The organism is Streptococcus sp. KR (genome assembly GCF_002238115.1).
Classification (GTDB): domain Bacteria; phylum Bacillota; class Bacilli; order Lactobacillales; family Streptococcaceae; genus Streptococcus.
In genome coordinates this window covers 70,607-86,883 of the sequence record NZ_NGVM01000004.1, presented here as the reverse complement: position 1 = coordinate 86,883, position 16,277 = coordinate 70,607, and the positions used below count along the sequence as shown (strand labels likewise).

Genomic DNA, 16,277 nt, shown 5'->3' with positions numbered 1-16,277 from the left:
CATAGTCAGGAAATCCAAAATCCAAGAACAATTAGTTTCATCACTAAGAGTTCAATTGAATTTCAGTCCGAATCTCTCTACACTTCGGAATCCCTTGCTCCTTTCTCATTCAGATAAACCACCTGAGTCTGTTTGACAAAGCCAATTTTTTCATACAAACGTTTGGCACCTACATTGCTATCTTCCACTGCAATCTGAAATTCCTTATCATTTTGCTCAATTAGTTGGTTGACAAGTGATTTTGCTAAGTAGCTTCCATAGCCTTTCCCACGTTCAGGTTCCGATATTGCTAAACCGTAGAAGTAATTCGTATCGCTCGATAAATCAACTGTACAAGTTCCAATGACCTCACCGTTTTTTAACAAAATATACAAGCGACTTTCTGGATCCTTCAGAGCTTCAGCGACATATCTATCTACAACTTCTCTAGATTCATGCTCTTCTGAGAATGCCTGAAATTTTAACTGACTGATTTGCTCCTGATACGAACTATCTGCTAACAAAACTTCAAGATTAGAAACCTTTGCTAACGGATAAGGTCTTCTATCCTTACCTAACCAAGTTTCTGTCTCTTCATCCTCGACCAATCCCCGGTTGCTGACAAAATCAGGATGGCGGTCTAGAAAAACACGCTCTGTCTGAAAAGTAACTGAACGAATAGGGAAAGAAGCCGTTTCTCTCTCAAAACTAGTAAACAATGCACGCGCAATTCCCTGACGGCGATGATCTGGATGAACCAGTATCGTCACTTCCACATCTTGGTCATCTGCATAGACAGTTAAGAGACCAACAAGTTCGCCTTTTTCATAATAAAGGAAAAAGGCGGGCATGTTTGGGTCAAAATTAAGCATGTTGGAGAGATAGGGATCACGATAGGTACCGTCATAGTTTTGGCAACAGTTAATTAGTTTTTTCGCCTCAGATAGCTCCTCTTGGCTTAACTTGTTTCTTGCTTGAATCATATAGGTATCCTCTACAACCCAGACGATCTGTGACTGGCTTCTTTAGCCTGCTCGAGTTTATTGACATAATACTCTCGTTTTTCTTCGACTTCGTGAATGACTGGCTCATCCTTCTTACCATGAACACGAACAATCTTGGCCGGAATCCCGACAACCGTCACATCACTAGGTACGTCTGCCACAACAACTGCTGCTGCACCGACCTTGGCATTTTCACCGATTTCCACTGGTCCGATGACTTGGGCATGAGCTGATATGAGAGCTCCTTTTCGCACGGTTGGATGGCGTTTGCCACAGTCTTTCCCTGTTCCCCCAAGAGTCACTCCATGATAGAGAAGAACGCCTTTTTCAACAATCGCTGTTTCCCCAATCACCAGACCAGAACCGTGGTCGATAAAGACACCTGAATCAATCTGGGCACCTGGATGAATCTCAATCTGAGTCCAAAAGCGCCAAAACTGACTGTGCATACGAGCCAGGAGTTTGAAGCCATGCTTCCAGAGAAAATGCGAGAGACGGTGGGCCGCCAAGGCTTTGACACCTGGATAAGTCAGCAAAACCTCCAAAGTGGTGCGGGCCGCTGGATCATTTTCTTTCACGATATCAATGGTTTCGCGCCACCATCCCATACATTTCTCCTCTCTTATTCTGAATCTTTTGGTGTTTCTGTAAATTCTTTCTTAGATTTGTGGTCCTTGTGATGACGTGGGCGGTGAGGACGCTCTGATTTTTCACCTTTTTCATCACGTTCAGGTTTTGGAGGACGAGGAAGAAGGGCTTTCATAGAAGCATCCACACGTCCTTTTTCATCAATCTTGATAACCTTAACATCAACTTCATCACCGATTGCTACCAAGTCTTCGACATTATTGGTACGCGTCCAAGCCATCTCCGAGATATGAACAAGGGCATCTGTCTTATCAAAGAGGTTAACAAAGGCACCAAATTTCTCGATACGAACGACTTTAGCACGGTAAACTTCGTCCACCTTAGCTTCACGAACCAAGCCAGCAATAATTTCTTTAGCACGATTGATGGCATCTTGGTCGCTAGAGTAGATAGATACATTTCCTTCTTCGTCGATATCAATCTTAACGCCTGTTTCAGCGATAATCTTGTCGATAGTTTCTCCACCCTTACCGATGACAATCTTGATCTTGTCAACATCAATCTTGATGGTATCAATTTTCGGAGCAGTTGGAGCCAATTCTGGACGAACTTCTGGAATGGTTGCTTCAATCACATCAAGAATTTCAAAACGGGCTTTCTTGGCTTGGGCAAGGGCTTCTGTCAAGATTTCTGCAGTAATCCCTTGAATTTTGATATCCATTTGTAGGGCTGTAATCCCGTCACGAGTTCCTGCAACCTTGAAGTCCATGTCTCCAAAGTGGTCTTCCAAACCTTGGATATCTGTCAAGACTGTATAGTTGTTTCCATCTGAGATGAGACCCATGGCAATCCCTGCTACCGGCGCCTTGATTGGCACACCACCAGCCATAAGGGCAAGAGTTCCAGCACAGATAGAAGCCTGAGATGAAGAACCATTTGATTCCAAGACCTCAGCTACCAGGCGGATAGCATATGGGAATTCTTCCAAACTTGGCAAGACTTGAGCAAGAGCACGCTCACCCAGAGCACCGTGACCGATTTCACGACGACCTGGCGCACCGTAACGACCAGTTTCCCCTACAGAATATTGAGGGAAGTTATAGTGGTGCATAAAGCGTTTCTTGTACTCTGGATCCAAACCATCAATGATTTGAGTTTCTCCCATCGGAGCCAAGGTCAAGACTGAAAGAGCCTGAGTTTGGCCACGAGTAAAGAGACCAGAGCCGTGCACACGAGGAAGGAAGTCAACAACCGCATCCAAAGGACGAATTTCATCGACTTTACGACCATCAGGACGTACCTTGTCTTCTGTAATCAAACGGCGTACTTCAGCGTGTTCCATCTGTTCCAAGATTTCAGCCACATCACGCATGATACGGTCAAATTCTTCATGGTCCGCATATTTTTCTTCGTAAACGGCAGTCACTTGATCTTTCACTGCTTGAGTTGCAGCTTCACGAGCCAATTTTTCTTCTACTTGAACCGCTTTTTGGAGGTCGCTGTTGTAGGCTGAGATGATTTCTGCCTGCAATTCAGCATCCACATGAAGCAATTCCACTTCTGCTTTTTCCTTACCGACAGCAGCAACGATTTCTTCTTGGAAGGCAATCAATTCTTTGACCGCTTCGTGCCCTTTAAGGAGCGCTTCCAACATGATTTCTTCTGACAATTCTTTGGCACCAGACTCTACCATGTTGATGGCGTGTTTGGTACCAGCTACTGTCAATTCAAGGAGAGATTGCTCTGCTTGTTCTTGCGTAGGGTTGATAATGATTTGACCATCTACATAGCCAACCTGTACCCCAGCGATTGGTCCGTCAAATGGAATATCTGAGATAGACAATGCCAAGGATGAACCAAACATAGCTGCCATTGGTGCAGATGCATTTTCATCATAAGAAAGCACGGTGTTGATGACTTGGACTTCGTTACGGAAACCTTCTGCAAACATAGGACGGATTGGACGGTCAATCAAACGCGCTGTCAATGTCGCATCTGTTGAAGGACGTCCTTCACGTTTCATAAAGCCACCAGGAAACTTCCCAGCCGCATACATTTTTTCTTCATAGTTGACTTGAAGGGGGAAGAAATCCCCAGTTGCCATTTTCTTAGACATAACGGCAGCAGTCAAGACAGTTGACTCACCGTAACGCACGACAACAGAGCCATTTGCTTGCTTAGCAACCTGACCAGTCTCTACAATTAACTCACGACCCGCAAAAGTCGTTTGAAACACTTGTTTTGTCATTTTAATCCCCTTTGGATTGATGAAATTATACGCCTTGCCTACAAAAATCAAGATACTAAGCCGTCAAGCAACTCAAAGGAAAATAGGAAATCGAACGACGGAGCAACTGCTCCTAGGCAGATTTATCTTTTTCCATAGAGTTGTAGGCGTGTTCAATTCTCAAGATACAAATCATTAGAAAGGTTTGATGCTAAAGCATCTAATCCTTTCACGCTAATCGCTATCAGGCGATTAGCTAAATACTTTACTAACTCTCTCGTCAAATAACATCGATTTGACTCGTTCGTGTCGGTAAACCTTACAGTTAGAATGCATTCTATTATTTAATACCCTCATCTTTGTATCAAGTACGTACAGAGTCTATTTTATCATATTTTTCTTAAAAAGTGCGGTCTTTACCATTAAAAAGGAACCATTCCCCTCACCTGAGAAGAATGGTTTGCTTTTTATTATCCGAGAGACTGATGATTAAACAAGGCATGAGTTGCTTGATGGATGTATTTTGCTGTATCCGCATTGTTCATGGTGTAGAGATGAACACCTGCAACATCCTGAGTTACCAAGTCCACGATTTGGTCCACTGCATAGGCAAGTCCTGCTGCTCTGAGCGACTCAGGGTCATGCTCATACTTGTCTAAGATAGCTTTAAATTTACGTGGAAGGTGGATATTCTCACAGGTCTTCAAGAGACGGAGAGCTTGATTTCGATTCAGAATTGGCATAATCCCCGCATGAATAGGAACATCAATCCCAGCCAAGATACACTTGTCTTGGAAATCATAGAAACGCTCATTGTCAAAGAAAAGCTGAGTTACAAGACTCGAACAACCTGCATCTACCTTCTTCTTGAGATTTTGGATATCTGAAATCTGATTTGGTGAATCTGGATGGCCTTCTGGATAACAAGCACCAACAATATCAAAGTGAGGAGCTTGTTCCTTGATGAACTCAATCAAGTCAGTTGCATAGCGGAAATCCTTTTGTGGTTCCACATCAGGGATAATATCCCCACGAAGAGCCAAGATTTTCTGCACCCCAACCTTGTCCAAGTCTGCAATAGTTTCAGCAACCTTGTCCTTGGTCAAATAGATGGCTGGCAAGTGAGCAATAGTCGGAATCGCCAAATCATTTTGGATAAAGTCAGCCAAACGGACCGTCGTTTCCTTGATATTAAATTTATTATTGCTGGCAGTTACACTGATAAAGTGCGGCGCCAGCTCCTGCATATCTTGAAGAGCAGAAATAATGTTATCATTACCCACGGCTGGGTTGGGAGGGAACACTTCAAATGAGAGTGACGGTGTTTGGCGTGACATAGTCATTATCCTTTTCTAGTTGATTTTTTCGTTAGCTGGATTCCTAGAATCCAAGTGAAACAGGCAGATTGACCAAACAGTGCTTCTTAAGAAATCCTTATCTTACAATTTCTCACGCGCAGCTTTGGCTGCTTCAACAAGGCGGATCAAACTTTCTTTTGTTTCTGGAATACCACGTGTTTTCAAACCACAGTCAGGGTTGATCCAAACTTTCTTGCTTGGCACTTTAGCAAGGATGGCTTCGATTGTATTGTCGATTTCGCCTTCATTTGGCACACGAGGTGAGTGGATATCGTAAACCCCAGGTCCCACTTCTGTTTGGAAGTTTTTCGCTTTGAGTTCGTCCAAGATTTCAAGATTTGAACGGCTAGCTTCAAAGGAAATAACATCTGCATCCATGTTGTCGATAGCTGGGATGATATCTGTAAATTCTGAGTAACACATGTGAGTGTGGATTTGAGTATCTGGCGCTACTGTTGAGTGTACCAAGCGGAAGGCAGGAATTGCCCAGTCAAGGTAGTCTTCGTACCAGTCGCTACGACGGAGCGGCAATTTCTCACGAAGAGCTGCCTCGTCGATTTGGATGATCTTCACGCCAGCAGCTTCAAGGTCAAGAACTTCATCCTTGATAGCAAGAGCGATTTGAAGAGTAGAATCCTTGATAGAGATGTCTTCACGTGGGAATGACCAGTTGAGGATGGTAACAGGTCCAGTCAACATACCTTTAACAGGTTTGTTTGTACGGCTTTGTGCATAGCTAGACCATTTAACAGTGATAGGGTTGAGACGAGTGACATCACCCCAGATGATTGGTGGTTTCACCCCACGCATACCGTATGATTGTACCCAACCATTTTTAGAGAAGAGGTAACCTGACAAGTTTTGGCCGAAGTACTCAACCATGTCATTACGCTCAAATTCACCGTGAACAAGGACATCAAAGTCGATATCTTCTTGCCATTTAATCCATTCATCGATCGTTTCAGCAAGGAAAGCATCGTACTCTTCTTGAGACAATTCACCTTTACGGTAAGCCAAACGTTTGGCACGAACTTCTTTAGTTTGAGGGAATGAACCGATAGTTGTTGTTGGAAGAGCTGGAAGTTTGAAAGCTTCTTCTTGGATAGCTTCACGTTCTGCAAAGGCTGGCAAACGAGTGTAGTCTGCGTCTGTCAAGCCAGCGATACGCGCACGAAGTTCCGCATTTTCACCAACACGCTCAGTCGCAAAGAGTTCTTTGTTAGCTGCAAGTGCTTCTTCACCTTGACCATTGCGGATAGCATCCAAATCACGAATCTCATCTAATTTTTCAACTGCAAAGGCAAAGTGGTTCAAGATTGCTGGTTCAAATTCTTCATTAGCAGTTGTAAATGGCACATGAAGAAGTGAGCATGAGCTAGTCAATACGATGTTTTCAGCTGGAATTTGCTCAAGAACAGCCAAGCTCTTTTCGTAGTTGTTACGCCAGATATTTTTACCATTGACAATACCTGCATAGAGAGTCTTGTCAGCTGGGAAACCACCTTTGACCAATTCAAGAGTTTTCTTACCTTCAACGAAGTCAAGACCGATAGCGTCAACTGGCAAGTTCACAAGGTCAGCGTAAACGTCACGAACGTCTCCGAAGTAAGTTTGAAGCAAGACTTCAAGACCTTTTTTGTCAGCCAAAAGTTTGTTGTAAAGGTTCAAGAAGAGAGCTTTTTCTTCAGCTGTCAAGTCTTTGACAAGAGCCGCTTCATCCAATTGGATGCGAGTTGCACCAAGTTCAGCCAATTTTGCAAAAACTTCTTGGTAAGCAGCTACTAAGCTATCTACGAAGTCTTCTGCTTTCACGCCTTCTTCAAAGTCTGACAATTGAAGGAAAGTGAATGGACCTACAAGAACAGGACGAGTGTTCAATCCAAGTTCTTTAGCTTCTTGGAACTCATCAAAAATCTTGTGACCTGCAAGTTTAACTTGAGTGTCTTTTTCAAACTTAGGAACGATGTAGTGGTAGTTGGTGTTAAACCATTTTTTCATTGGAAGGGCGCGAACGTCTCCTTTTTCTCCTTGGTAACCACGACCCAAAGCGAAGTAGCGCTCAAGGTCAGACAAGTCCAAGTTTTGAACTGAAGCAGGTACCACGTTGAAGAGGAAGGCTGCATCTAGGAAGTTGTCATAGTGAGAAAAGTCATTTGATGGAATTTCAGTGATGCCTTTTTCTTTGACGATATTCCAGTGTTTAGCACGCAAGTCTTTTGCTGCTGCCAAGAGTTCTTCTTCTGAGATTTCTTTTCTAAAGTATTTTTCAGTTGTAAATTTTAATTCGCGGAATTCGCCCAAACGAGGGAAACCGATGATTGTAGTTGACATGATGTGTCCTCCAAAATTTGTTGTTGAAACTATCTTAACAGAAAAGAAAGCGTCTGTATAATTGTAAAAAATTAGGCTTTGATATAGTTTGAAACTATATCTCAGTTTTAGACAAAAGAAAAAGACTTGAGTCAAATGCCTCAAATCCTTTGTGTAGCTTGTTTTATAGCTCAATTTCAGTTAGGCTCTTCAAACGCGTTATTAGTAATTCTTATAAGTGACTATGGCTTGTTATTAGAAAAGACTATAGGTTGATTCCCTTCTCTCGGAGATTGTCCAGACACTCCTCAAAGTAGGCAGCATCGTGCTCCTTGTAAATAGGTATCGTCAAAGTCTCCTCAGGTAAATCATCATAAGAAGGACAAATCTTACCACGATAGTTTTTATCCATCCACTCTGGACTGACCTTATAGCCTCGGTCAGCCATTTCCTTCATGATCAAGCGATGATAGGCATAGAGACGATAGGGCGAGTGGGTAAAGACATAGTCCACCGTTGCATGCTTTCTGCCCCAACCATTGCCACGCAGGGCGCAGCACTCTCGATGTTGCCCCAATAGTTGAGGACGAGGAAGCTGTGAAATCAAAGCCTCATGCCAAAGTCTCATGGGAGTCTCCTTTCAGTAAAGTCGAATGTTGCAAATAGGTATTTGGATAGCAATCAAGCAAGTCTCGAGTCTTAGCAATCAAGTCTTCCTTAGAAGCCTGACCGAAGCGATAGCGATCCAGCAAGAGCATATAGTCCTTGCGCTCAGCATCTGTCGCTTTATTTTTGAAATAGCCCCAAATATGCTGAAAGGCATTGCAAACCTGACCCCTGTGTTCTGGAATCCGGCAGGCACGATCAATCATCTCCTGAACCTGACTCACCTCCACCTCTTCATTCTTCAAGTATTGGCGGATCTCATTGTAAATATTGCTGGAATGGCTCAACACGAGGTATTTGTTTCTCGCCCAGAGTTGTTGGCACTGGGATTTTTGGTTAGTTTGTTCCATGTTTCTCCTTACTTTCTATCAGTTCCCAGGAAATATGGAAACAAAGTTATATCTTAAAAATGAGCGGAATATGAGCGAATAAAGAGTGTTTTTTGTACTTCCTGATTTTTCTAATAAACCTTGTTTGACAATCCTTAAATACCTGAATAAGTCTCTACTAATAACTGAATCTTACGTAAAACTTCTTGCTTTTTCCGTTCACGTGCTCCGTGTCTACGAGAAGTTGGTGGAATAATCGAATCTAAATCAGTCCCACTGTTTTCAGCATAACCTCGTTGAATTGATTTGTCTATGAATAATTGGTAATCAGCTACAAGGCTCTCAGACTCAGCTAGGTCATGGATTGCGATTTTCTTGCGTTCCTTGCCATATTCATAGAAAGCATTGATAACCCCATCATGGTCTTTCAATTTTTGCAAATCAGTGTCATTGATAAAGCCGATAACCAACTCTTCTTTGGCACGAATATCGATACTAGAACGAATTACACGACTAACTTCTGCTTTCATTACTTCTTTAGACTCAGAATTCTTCGATTTTTCAACAATCAATGCAAGAATATAGTCCAGATTAATCTCATCTGTTTTTAAGAGTTCGATTTCAAATTCAACATCTGAAAGGTCAACACCTAAGTCTTTTGTTCTTTCATAATTTTTAAGGTTTAAGAATTCATCTCGAATTTCTACATAAGTGCTTCTTAAATCCTGAAGATAACCTTCAGAGATAGGCTTATCGATTTCTTGAAACTCATCATAATTTCGAAGGACGTTATCAAGCTTCAGTAACTCACCAAATAACTTAACAAATTCTTTTTTATCATGTTCTGTTTCAATTTCTTGTGGATTAGGGAATCTTTCCAAAATTTCCTGACAAACCGCAGTATAGCCTTTGACCTCTATACCCGTTACTTGATCCACGAAACCATCCATGTATTCACTAAAGCTTTTTTCCAAAATAATTTCAAGCTTATTTGTGTCTCCAAAAGTCTTAATAGCTTCTTGCGTAGCCTTTTCTAAATCACGGAAACAAACAATATTCCCAAAAGGTTTAACTTTATTAAAAATTCGATTAGTTCTCGAGAATGCCTGAATCAAACCATGATAACGTAGATTTTTATCGACAAAGAGTGTATTCATAGTCGGGGCATCAAATCCCGTCAGGAACATACCGACTACAATCAGCAAATCTACTTCTTTGGATTTAACTCTTTTAGAAAGGTCACGATAGTAATTTTGGAACTCCTTCCCATCAGCTGAGAAGTTGGTCTTGAACATGTGATTATAATCGTCAATCGCTATAGAAAGAAACTCCTTAGAAGATAGAGGCATGGCTGTATCTTGAGGCTCTAGCTCTTCATCTTGAATTTCTCCATAAGCTGACTGTTCTTCGTTAGGTGCAAAACTAAAGATAGTTGCAACTTTCAATCGTTTAGTTTCTGGTAAAGCTGCTTGCTGTCGTTGGAGTTCTTCATAGTATAATTTTGCTGCTTCAATACTCTGTACAGCTAGCATGGCATTAAATCCAAACAGTTGTTTTTGCTTATGAGTATAGTGTTGATTTCGATGCGTCTTGTCATCATAAACTCTCAACAGGTACTCAGTGATGGTTGCTATCCGCTCGGGATGTAGAAGTAGTTCCTTCTCCATCTTTTTGAGTTTCTTCTCGTCAATCTCTCGGCCAACTGCTTTTTCAGCTTCTCTATACTTATTGATTTCAGGTTTGATATAGTTATAGTCAACCTTGAACTTCAACACTTTTTCATCTCGAATAGCATCCGTGATAACGTAGTTATGAAGTTGTTCTCCAAAAACTTCTTGTGTCGTTTCACCCGTCAAGCTATTTTCTGGGAAAATCGGTGTCCCTGTAAATCCAAATAGAGCATATTGTTTAAAAGCCTTCTTAATACGCTTTTGAGCCTTCCCAAACTGGGAGCGGTGACATTCATCAAAGATTAAAACACATTTTTTACTATAGATTTCATGATTTGGATTCGCTGTTATAAATTTGTTTAGCTTTTGAATTGTTGTGACAACGATTTTACCATCATTTTCTTCAATATTACGTTGAAGTTCCTTTGTGCTGTTACTTCCATTAACTGAATTTGGTTGGAACTTTTTATATTCATTCATAGTTTGGTCATCTAGGTCTTTTCTATCAACCACAAAAATCACTTTATCAATATAGTCCAACCCTGTTGCCAAACGGGCAGTCTTAAAGCTTGTCAAAGTTTTTCCTGATCCCGTTGTATGCCAAATATAGCCACAAGCATTGATTGTGCCAAAGTTCTTCATCTCATTAGACGAATGAATCTTGCGTATGATACTCTCGGTAGCTGCTATCTGATAAGGGCGCATGATGAGCAAGGTGTTATTAGTATCAAAAACACAATACTTAGTCAAAACTTCCAAGAGGACACGCTTGCTAAAAAAAGTAACAGTAAAATCTTCCAAATCGTGAATAGTCTTATTCTTACGATCTGCCCATTCACAGGTGAACTCATAATGATTTTTATTTTGAGCTGTTGTATTGGCAAAATAGCGTGTAAAAGTACCATTCGAAATGACAAAAATCTGAATGTATTTGTATAAAGAATTCTCACTATTGAAACTTTCCTTACTGTATCTATGGATTTGTTCAAAAGCTTCTTTGAGCCTAACACCACGTCTTTTCAATTCAATCTGAACTAGAGGTAGTCCATTTACTAAGATGGTGACATCGTAACGATTAGTATGACTACCCACCTGGGTCACTTGGTTGATGACCTGCACGCTGTTGTTGTGAATGTTTTTCTTATCAAGGATGAAAATATTTTTAATTCGTCCATCATCAAAGACAAAGTCATAGATATGATTTTCTTGGATTTTTCGTGTTTTTTCAACCAAACCTTCATTGGGACAGTCCAGATACTCGACTACAAAGCGACTCCATTCCGCATCAGTAAAGACCACCTTATTAAGTTTTTCAATTTGAACCTTGGCATTTGCTAAAATCTCTGCAGGAGTATGAATATTTAAGCGTTCATAGTTGAGATGATTCACCAAATCTGAAATCAACTGATTTTCTAAATCAGCCTCTGACTGATACTCTCTGTCCGTGCGATACTCTGGTTGATACTCAGCCAAGAGAATCCCTTCATTTGTTTCCGCAATTACTTCATGTACTTTTGAATAATCAACCATAGTATGTTTCCTTTTATTGTATTATTTGAGATTCTATCTCAAAATGATTCAAGAATTTATCTAGTGAAGTTTAATAATTGTTCTCTCCAGTATTCATACTGTTTCTGTCTTAGTTCGATTTCTTTTGGAAGACCTTCAGAAATAGAGTTGGTTAAGGTGTTGAAATTGTCAAGAATGGAGACAATTCTTTTTTGTTCGGAAAAAGGGGGTAAGTAGAACGTTACTTTATCAATAGCATCCTTAGATAATCTAGGAATACTAGCCTTTCGAACCTGTGATTTAAGTCTATCTTGCTTACTTAACAAGACATAGTACATAAATTTATCAGAAATATTATCCGACGTTGCTAATGTGTAGACATCATCTGCCGCCCAAAAGTCCACAGCGCTATACCCAACTTCACCAGCCGCCCCTGCACAAATTACAAAACTAGTATTTTTCACTCTGTTTGATTCGGTATAATATCCCAAGGGCGCCAAACTATTTTGATAAACTGGAACACTTCCTGAAGTAGTTAGTTGCTTTCTAACAAGACGTTTCCCACGTTGCAAATTGACAACTTGTCCCACCTTCACTCGAATTGGACCAAATACCCACTGTAAAAGCTTGATAATAGCGGAGTTGTCCCACTCCTCTACTCTACTCTCAGTGTACTCGCCTTCGGCGACGAATGTCAAGAGTTTTTCTCTAAAATATTCGTACTGTTTTTGACGTAGTTCAATCTCTTTTGGTAGTCCGATGTTTAGGTCATTACAAATCATATCAAAGTTGTCCAGAACTTGAACAATACGATACTGGATTTCAAGAGATGGCACTGGGATTTTAATTTTATCAAGAATAGCTTGAGTTAAACTAAACTAGGTCTTGTTGGATTAGTTGACATTTCTTCTAAATTAACAGTCGTTAAATAATAATAAAAATACTTTGGAATAATCTTAGTTTCATCAATTTCTGTATAGTAGATTGTATCTACGTTCCAAAAAGCTTTTTCTAAATAGAATAAATTAGAAATAGAACCTTTCCTAGGAATCAATACAGTTGGTTTGTCATAAGAATAATCAGCAACAAACTCTCCCATTTCTCCACCACTACCATATACTGGTATTTCTCCATTTGGAATAGCTTTCCAATCTTTTCCATTCTTCAATTTAGCAACATCTTTAAGTATCTTCCACTCAACATGATAAACCTCATCCTCAAATGATAAGAGTTTATCTCGATAATAAGAATATTGCTTTTTACGTGAGGTCAATTCTGAGGTCAATTCTGAGGTCAATTCTGAGGTCAATTCTGAGGTCAATTCTGTAACATACTCTGTCATTTTGTCAAGTTTTTGCACAATTTCTTCTTGAATTTTTAGTGGAGGAATAGGTATAAGAGTAATTTTCGCATTACTCCAATGTCTTTTATAGTTCCCCTCTTTCTTATAAAAATTACAAACGCAATAATATAGATATTTTGCGTTTATACCTTTCTTTGGTTTCAAAATTTTTAAACCATCAGCTCCTTGAACAAAAGCGAAATCTACAAATTTTATATGTTCTGAATGATCTCCAAAAATTATATATTCATCTTTTTCAAGATATTTTTCATTATCTGTATATCCTGCTATGAATTGTTCACCCTGATCAACAATCGGTATTCTTCCTGTCAATTGATACTGCTTCTTAGCTAACTTTACAGGACTTGTCAAAGTAAAAACTACTTCCCCCAACTCTTTCCACTCAACAGGACAGTTTTGGATTTCTTCTAGGATGTTCATGGTTTCCCTCCTTCCTTGGCTAGATTTTCAATACTTTTGATTTCCTCAAGATAATCTTTTTCAACTTGACTGAGAGTCTTGGCTTGGTAGCTCTTATATTCCTTATCTACCTTCTGCTTCATCTGTTCATGAGAGATAGAACCACTATTGTCCAGCAAGTCTTCTCCAGTAGCCTGAAGGATACGATCTACATGTGTTACCCAGTCTGCCATAGTCATGACTTCTTCTCGCTCTGCCTGTCTTTCCGCAAAATCTAGATATCCTGATACAAGCTGATTAAGCCCACGCAGTTCCTTTTCTGTCAGATAGTTCTTGGCAACTTTTGCTTCAGATAAAGTAGGAAGGTCTCCCTTAAAAGTAGTCAAGCCCATAAACTCCTTTTCACTATCAACACGATTGTAGATGAGTTCACTGGCAGTATTGTGGTGAATGGCATAATGCATCTTATTTTGAACCGTCGCAAAAAATTTCTTTGCCTCTAGTGAATTTGCATTGTAGTCGCTTGATGTCGCGAAAAGATCTAAAACCTGACGGTAAAAGACTTTTTCACTCGAGCGGATATCTCGGATTCTTTCAAGGAGTTCTTTAAAGTAAGAGCCTCCACCCAAGTTTTTCAGGCGCTCATCATCCATAGCGAAGCCCTTGATTAGATACTCTTTCAAGACTGTCGAAGCATAGTGTCTAAACTGAATGCCACGAGGGGAACGCACTCGATACCCAATCGCCAGAATCATATCGAGATTATAGTAAGCGACTTTTTTGGACTGAGTTTTACCAGCCATTGCACCGTGACGAGTGGTTGTCAACTGATAGTTGACAACCACTGTTTCATCTAATTCACCATCCTCAAATATTGCCTTGATATGTTTACTAATATTTTGCTTGGAAGTTTGAAAGAGCTCAGCTAGTTCTTGTTGGGTGAGCCAGACCGTTCCATTATCCAGGTGGAGTTCAATAGCTGACTCCCCGTCATCAGTTCTATAGAGAATCACATCATTTGCCATAGCTCAGCTCCTCTACAATCTTGTCTATCTCTGCACGCAAGTGGTCAATTTTGGCAACAGTCTCAGCTATTTCTTTATTGAGAACATCTATATCAATCTTCTCACGTGTATCTTCTTGTTCGACATAGGTTGAAACAGATAGGTTATAATCCTGCTCTGAACCAATCACATCATTATCAACAAGAGCAGATTTATAGTCAACATTTTGATAATTAGAGAATAATTCAACTATATGTTCGATATTGCTATCCGTCAAAACATTGTTGTTAGTTTCTTTTTTGAATTCCTTACTCGCATCGATAAAGAGCGTTTTGTTCTCTAGTTTATTTTTTGCCAAAACCAAGATCGTCGTTGCGATAGAAGTTCCAAAGAAGAGATTGTCTGGAAGAGAAATCACTGCTTCAACAAAGTTGTTATCTACTAGATACTGACGAATGGTCTTTTCAGCTCCTCCACGATAGAAAATTCCTGGAAAACATACAATAGCAGCTCGACCTTTATTGGACAAGTGATTTAGACTATGCATGATAAAGGCAAAGTCAGCTTTTGACTTAGGAGCTAGCTTACCAGCTGGCGCAAAGCGGTCATCATTTATTAGAGTTGGATCTCCATCTCCCACCCATTTGACAGAATACGGAGGGTTAGAAACGATAGCATCAAATGGCTTTTCTTCTAAATGCTGAGGATTTAAAAGGGTATCTCCTCGCTTAATATCAAAGTTGTTGTAGTTGATATTGTGTAAGAACATATTCATACGAGCCAAGTTGTAGTTGGTCATATTGATTTCCTGACCAAAGAATCCGTCTTCTAGAATATGGTCTTCATATTGTTTTTTCATTTGAAGAAGGAGAGAGCCTGAACCACATGTTGGGTCATAGACCTTGTTAATCTTGTCTTTACCGACCATCACTAGGCGAGCTAGTAATTTAGAGACTGTCTGTGGCGTGAAAAACTCACCACCACTTTTTCCTGCATTACTAGCATAGTTGGAAATCAAGAACTCATAAGCATCCCCAAAGGCATCGATGTCATTTTCTTCAAAGTTACCAAAGTTAATACTATTGATACCATTAAGAATATCAGAAAGACGCTTATTTTTTTCTGGAACAGTTCCACCAAGGATATTGCTTCGTGTATCCAAGTTATCAAACAAACCTTTGATATCATCCTCTGATTTGAACCCAATCGCTGACTTCTCAATAGCTTGAAAGATGTTGGCCAAGTCTTCGTTTAAATTTTCATTTTGCGAGGAATTCTCGACAACATTTCCAAATAGTTGACTCGGAAGAATAAAAAATCCCTTATCCTCAACTGTTCCTGGTTTGAAATCTTGCTCAGCTTCTTGGTCACTCAATTCAGCATAACGAAATTCTAAGTCGCCAGCTTCATGCTCAGCACGGTCAAAATAGTCTGCCATGTGTTCGGAAATAAAGCGATAGAACAGAATTCCTAGGATATATTGCTTAAAATCCCAACCATCTACAGCTCCACGAACATCGTCCGCAATCGCCCAAATTTTACGATGCAGCTCCTTGCGTTCTGCATTTTCTTTACTTGCCATTTTTACTTCCCTTATTAAATAAATGTATTATCTCTTTATTTTATCATATTTTAAGAAAAACCACTCGACCTGAATAGATCGAGTGGAGTTGCCTTGACATAAAAAGTAAACGAGAAAATGGAAAAATTTTAAAAAAATTGACAAACTCACTGACTTTTATAATATCATTTTGTTTCTGTCTCCTTTAAATCTTAAAATAAACTTTTGAAATTATCTAGCTATTTTTTATAAGCATTTTAATTTAATCTAATATTTCTTAAAAAATTTTAGGAAAACATCCGACTCGTCA

At 39.9% G+C, this 16,277-nt stretch carries 10 protein-coding genes and 1 pseudogene; all 11 read right to left on the bottom strand.

Annotation, left to right across the window (positions count from 1 at the left end):
• Positions 1–77: 77 nt before the first annotated feature.
• The 11 genes and pseudogenes from CBI42_RS02470 to CBI42_RS02410 all read right to left on the bottom strand — a co-directional run bounded on the left by CBI42_RS02470 (position 78) and on the right by CBI42_RS02410 (position 15,988).
• Positions 78–962 carry a GNAT family N-acetyltransferase gene (locus tag CBI42_RS02470; protein WP_094753177.1) on the bottom strand — a complete coding sequence of 295 codons (885 nt, stop codon included), beginning with the start codon at positions 960–962 and terminating at the stop codon, positions 78–80.
• Between the two features lie 11 nt (positions 963–973).
• On the bottom strand, positions 974–1,591 hold the full coding sequence (gene cysE / locus CBI42_RS02465) for a serine O-acetyltransferase (protein ID WP_061088317.1): 618 nt from the start codon (positions 1,589–1,591) through the stop codon (positions 974–976).
• A gap of 14 nt (positions 1,592–1,605) precedes the next feature.
• Positions 1,606–3,819: a polyribonucleotide nucleotidyltransferase gene (pnp, locus tag CBI42_RS02460; RefSeq protein WP_094753176.1), complete on the bottom strand. Its 2,214-nt coding sequence runs from the start codon at positions 3,817–3,819 to the stop codon at positions 1,606–1,608.
• A 449-nt stretch (positions 3,820–4,268) separates the two neighbouring features.
• On the bottom strand, positions 4,269–5,135 hold the full coding sequence (gene metF / locus CBI42_RS02450; RefSeq protein WP_000089966.1) for a methylenetetrahydrofolate reductase [NAD(P)H]: 867 nt from the start codon (positions 5,133–5,135) through the stop codon (positions 4,269–4,271).
• A 102-nt stretch (positions 5,136–5,237) separates the two neighbouring features.
• Entirely contained in the window at positions 5,238–7,487 is a 2,250-nt protein-coding gene (gene metE, locus CBI42_RS02445; RefSeq protein WP_000108228.1) for a 5-methyltetrahydropteroyltriglutamate--homocysteine S-methyltransferase, read from the bottom strand.
• 244 nt (positions 7,488–7,731) lie between these two features.
• Positions 7,732–8,094 (bottom strand): TIGR02328 family protein, encoded by a 363-nt coding sequence (locus CBI42_RS02440; RefSeq protein ID WP_094753175.1) that lies wholly within the window; start codon positions 8,092–8,094, stop codon positions 7,732–7,734.
• The gene (locus CBI42_RS02435; protein ID WP_094753174.1) at positions 8,078–8,482 is read right to left on the bottom strand and encodes a YbgA family protein; all 405 of its coding nucleotides are present in this window, start codon (positions 8,480–8,482) and stop codon (positions 8,078–8,080) included. The genes CBI42_RS02440 and CBI42_RS02435 overlap by 17 nt, the downstream gene beginning before the upstream one ends.
• 134 nt (positions 8,483–8,616) lie before the next feature.
• Complete coding sequence (locus CBI42_RS02430; protein WP_094753173.1) at positions 8,617–11,661, bottom strand: type I restriction endonuclease subunit R; 3,045 nt, start codon at positions 11,659–11,661, stop codon at positions 8,617–8,619.
• A 56-nt stretch (positions 11,662–11,717) separates the two neighbouring features.
• Positions 11,718–13,423 (bottom strand): annotated as a pseudogene (locus CBI42_RS12765) (restriction endonuclease subunit S).
• Positions 13,420–14,427: a virulence RhuM family protein gene (locus CBI42_RS02415; protein ID WP_033685434.1), complete on the bottom strand. Its 1,008-nt coding sequence runs from the start codon at positions 14,425–14,427 to the stop codon at positions 13,420–13,422. Before CBI42_RS02415 ends, CBI42_RS12765 begins: the two are co-directional and overlap by 4 nt.
• Positions 14,417–15,988 (bottom strand): type I restriction-modification system subunit M, encoded by a 1,572-nt coding sequence (locus CBI42_RS02410; RefSeq protein WP_094753171.1) that lies wholly within the window; start codon positions 15,986–15,988, stop codon positions 14,417–14,419. The genes CBI42_RS02415 and CBI42_RS02410 overlap by 11 nt, the downstream gene beginning before the upstream one ends.
• Between the last annotated feature and the right edge of the window lie 289 nt (positions 15,989–16,277).

Coding starts and splice junctions, on each gene's coding strand:
- CBI42_RS02470 (WP_094753177.1), bottom strand. CDS start 962: ATGATTCAAGCAAGAAACAAGTTAAGCCAAGAGGAGCTATCTGAGGCG.
- cysE (WP_061088317.1), bottom strand. CDS start 1,591: ATGGGATGGTGGCGCGAAACCATTGATATCGTGAAAGAAAATGATCCA.
- pnp (WP_094753176.1), bottom strand. CDS start 3,819: ATGACAAAACAAGTGTTTCAAACGACTTTTGCGGGTCGTGAGTTAATT.
- metF (WP_000089966.1), bottom strand. CDS start 5,135: ATGTCACGCCAAACACCGTCACTCTCATTTGAAGTGTTCCCTCCCAAC.
- metE (WP_000108228.1), bottom strand. CDS start 7,487: ATGTCAACTACAATCATCGGTTTCCCTCGTTTGGGCGAATTCCGCGAA.
- CBI42_RS02440 (WP_094753175.1), bottom strand. CDS start 8,094: ATGAGACTTTGGCATGAGGCTTTGATTTCACAGCTTCCTCGTCCTCAA.
- CBI42_RS02435 (WP_094753174.1), bottom strand. CDS start 8,482: ATGGAACAAACTAACCAAAAATCCCAGTGCCAACAACTCTGGGCGAGA.
- CBI42_RS02430 (WP_094753173.1), bottom strand. CDS start 11,661: ATGGTTGATTATTCAAAAGTACATGAAGTAATTGCGGAAACAAATGAA.
- CBI42_RS02415 (WP_033685434.1), bottom strand. CDS start 14,427: ATGGCAAATGATGTGATTCTCTATAGAACTGATGACGGGGAGTCAGCT.
- CBI42_RS02410 (WP_094753171.1), bottom strand. CDS start 15,988: ATGGCAAGTAAAGAAAATGCAGAACGCAAGGAGCTGCATCGTAAAATT.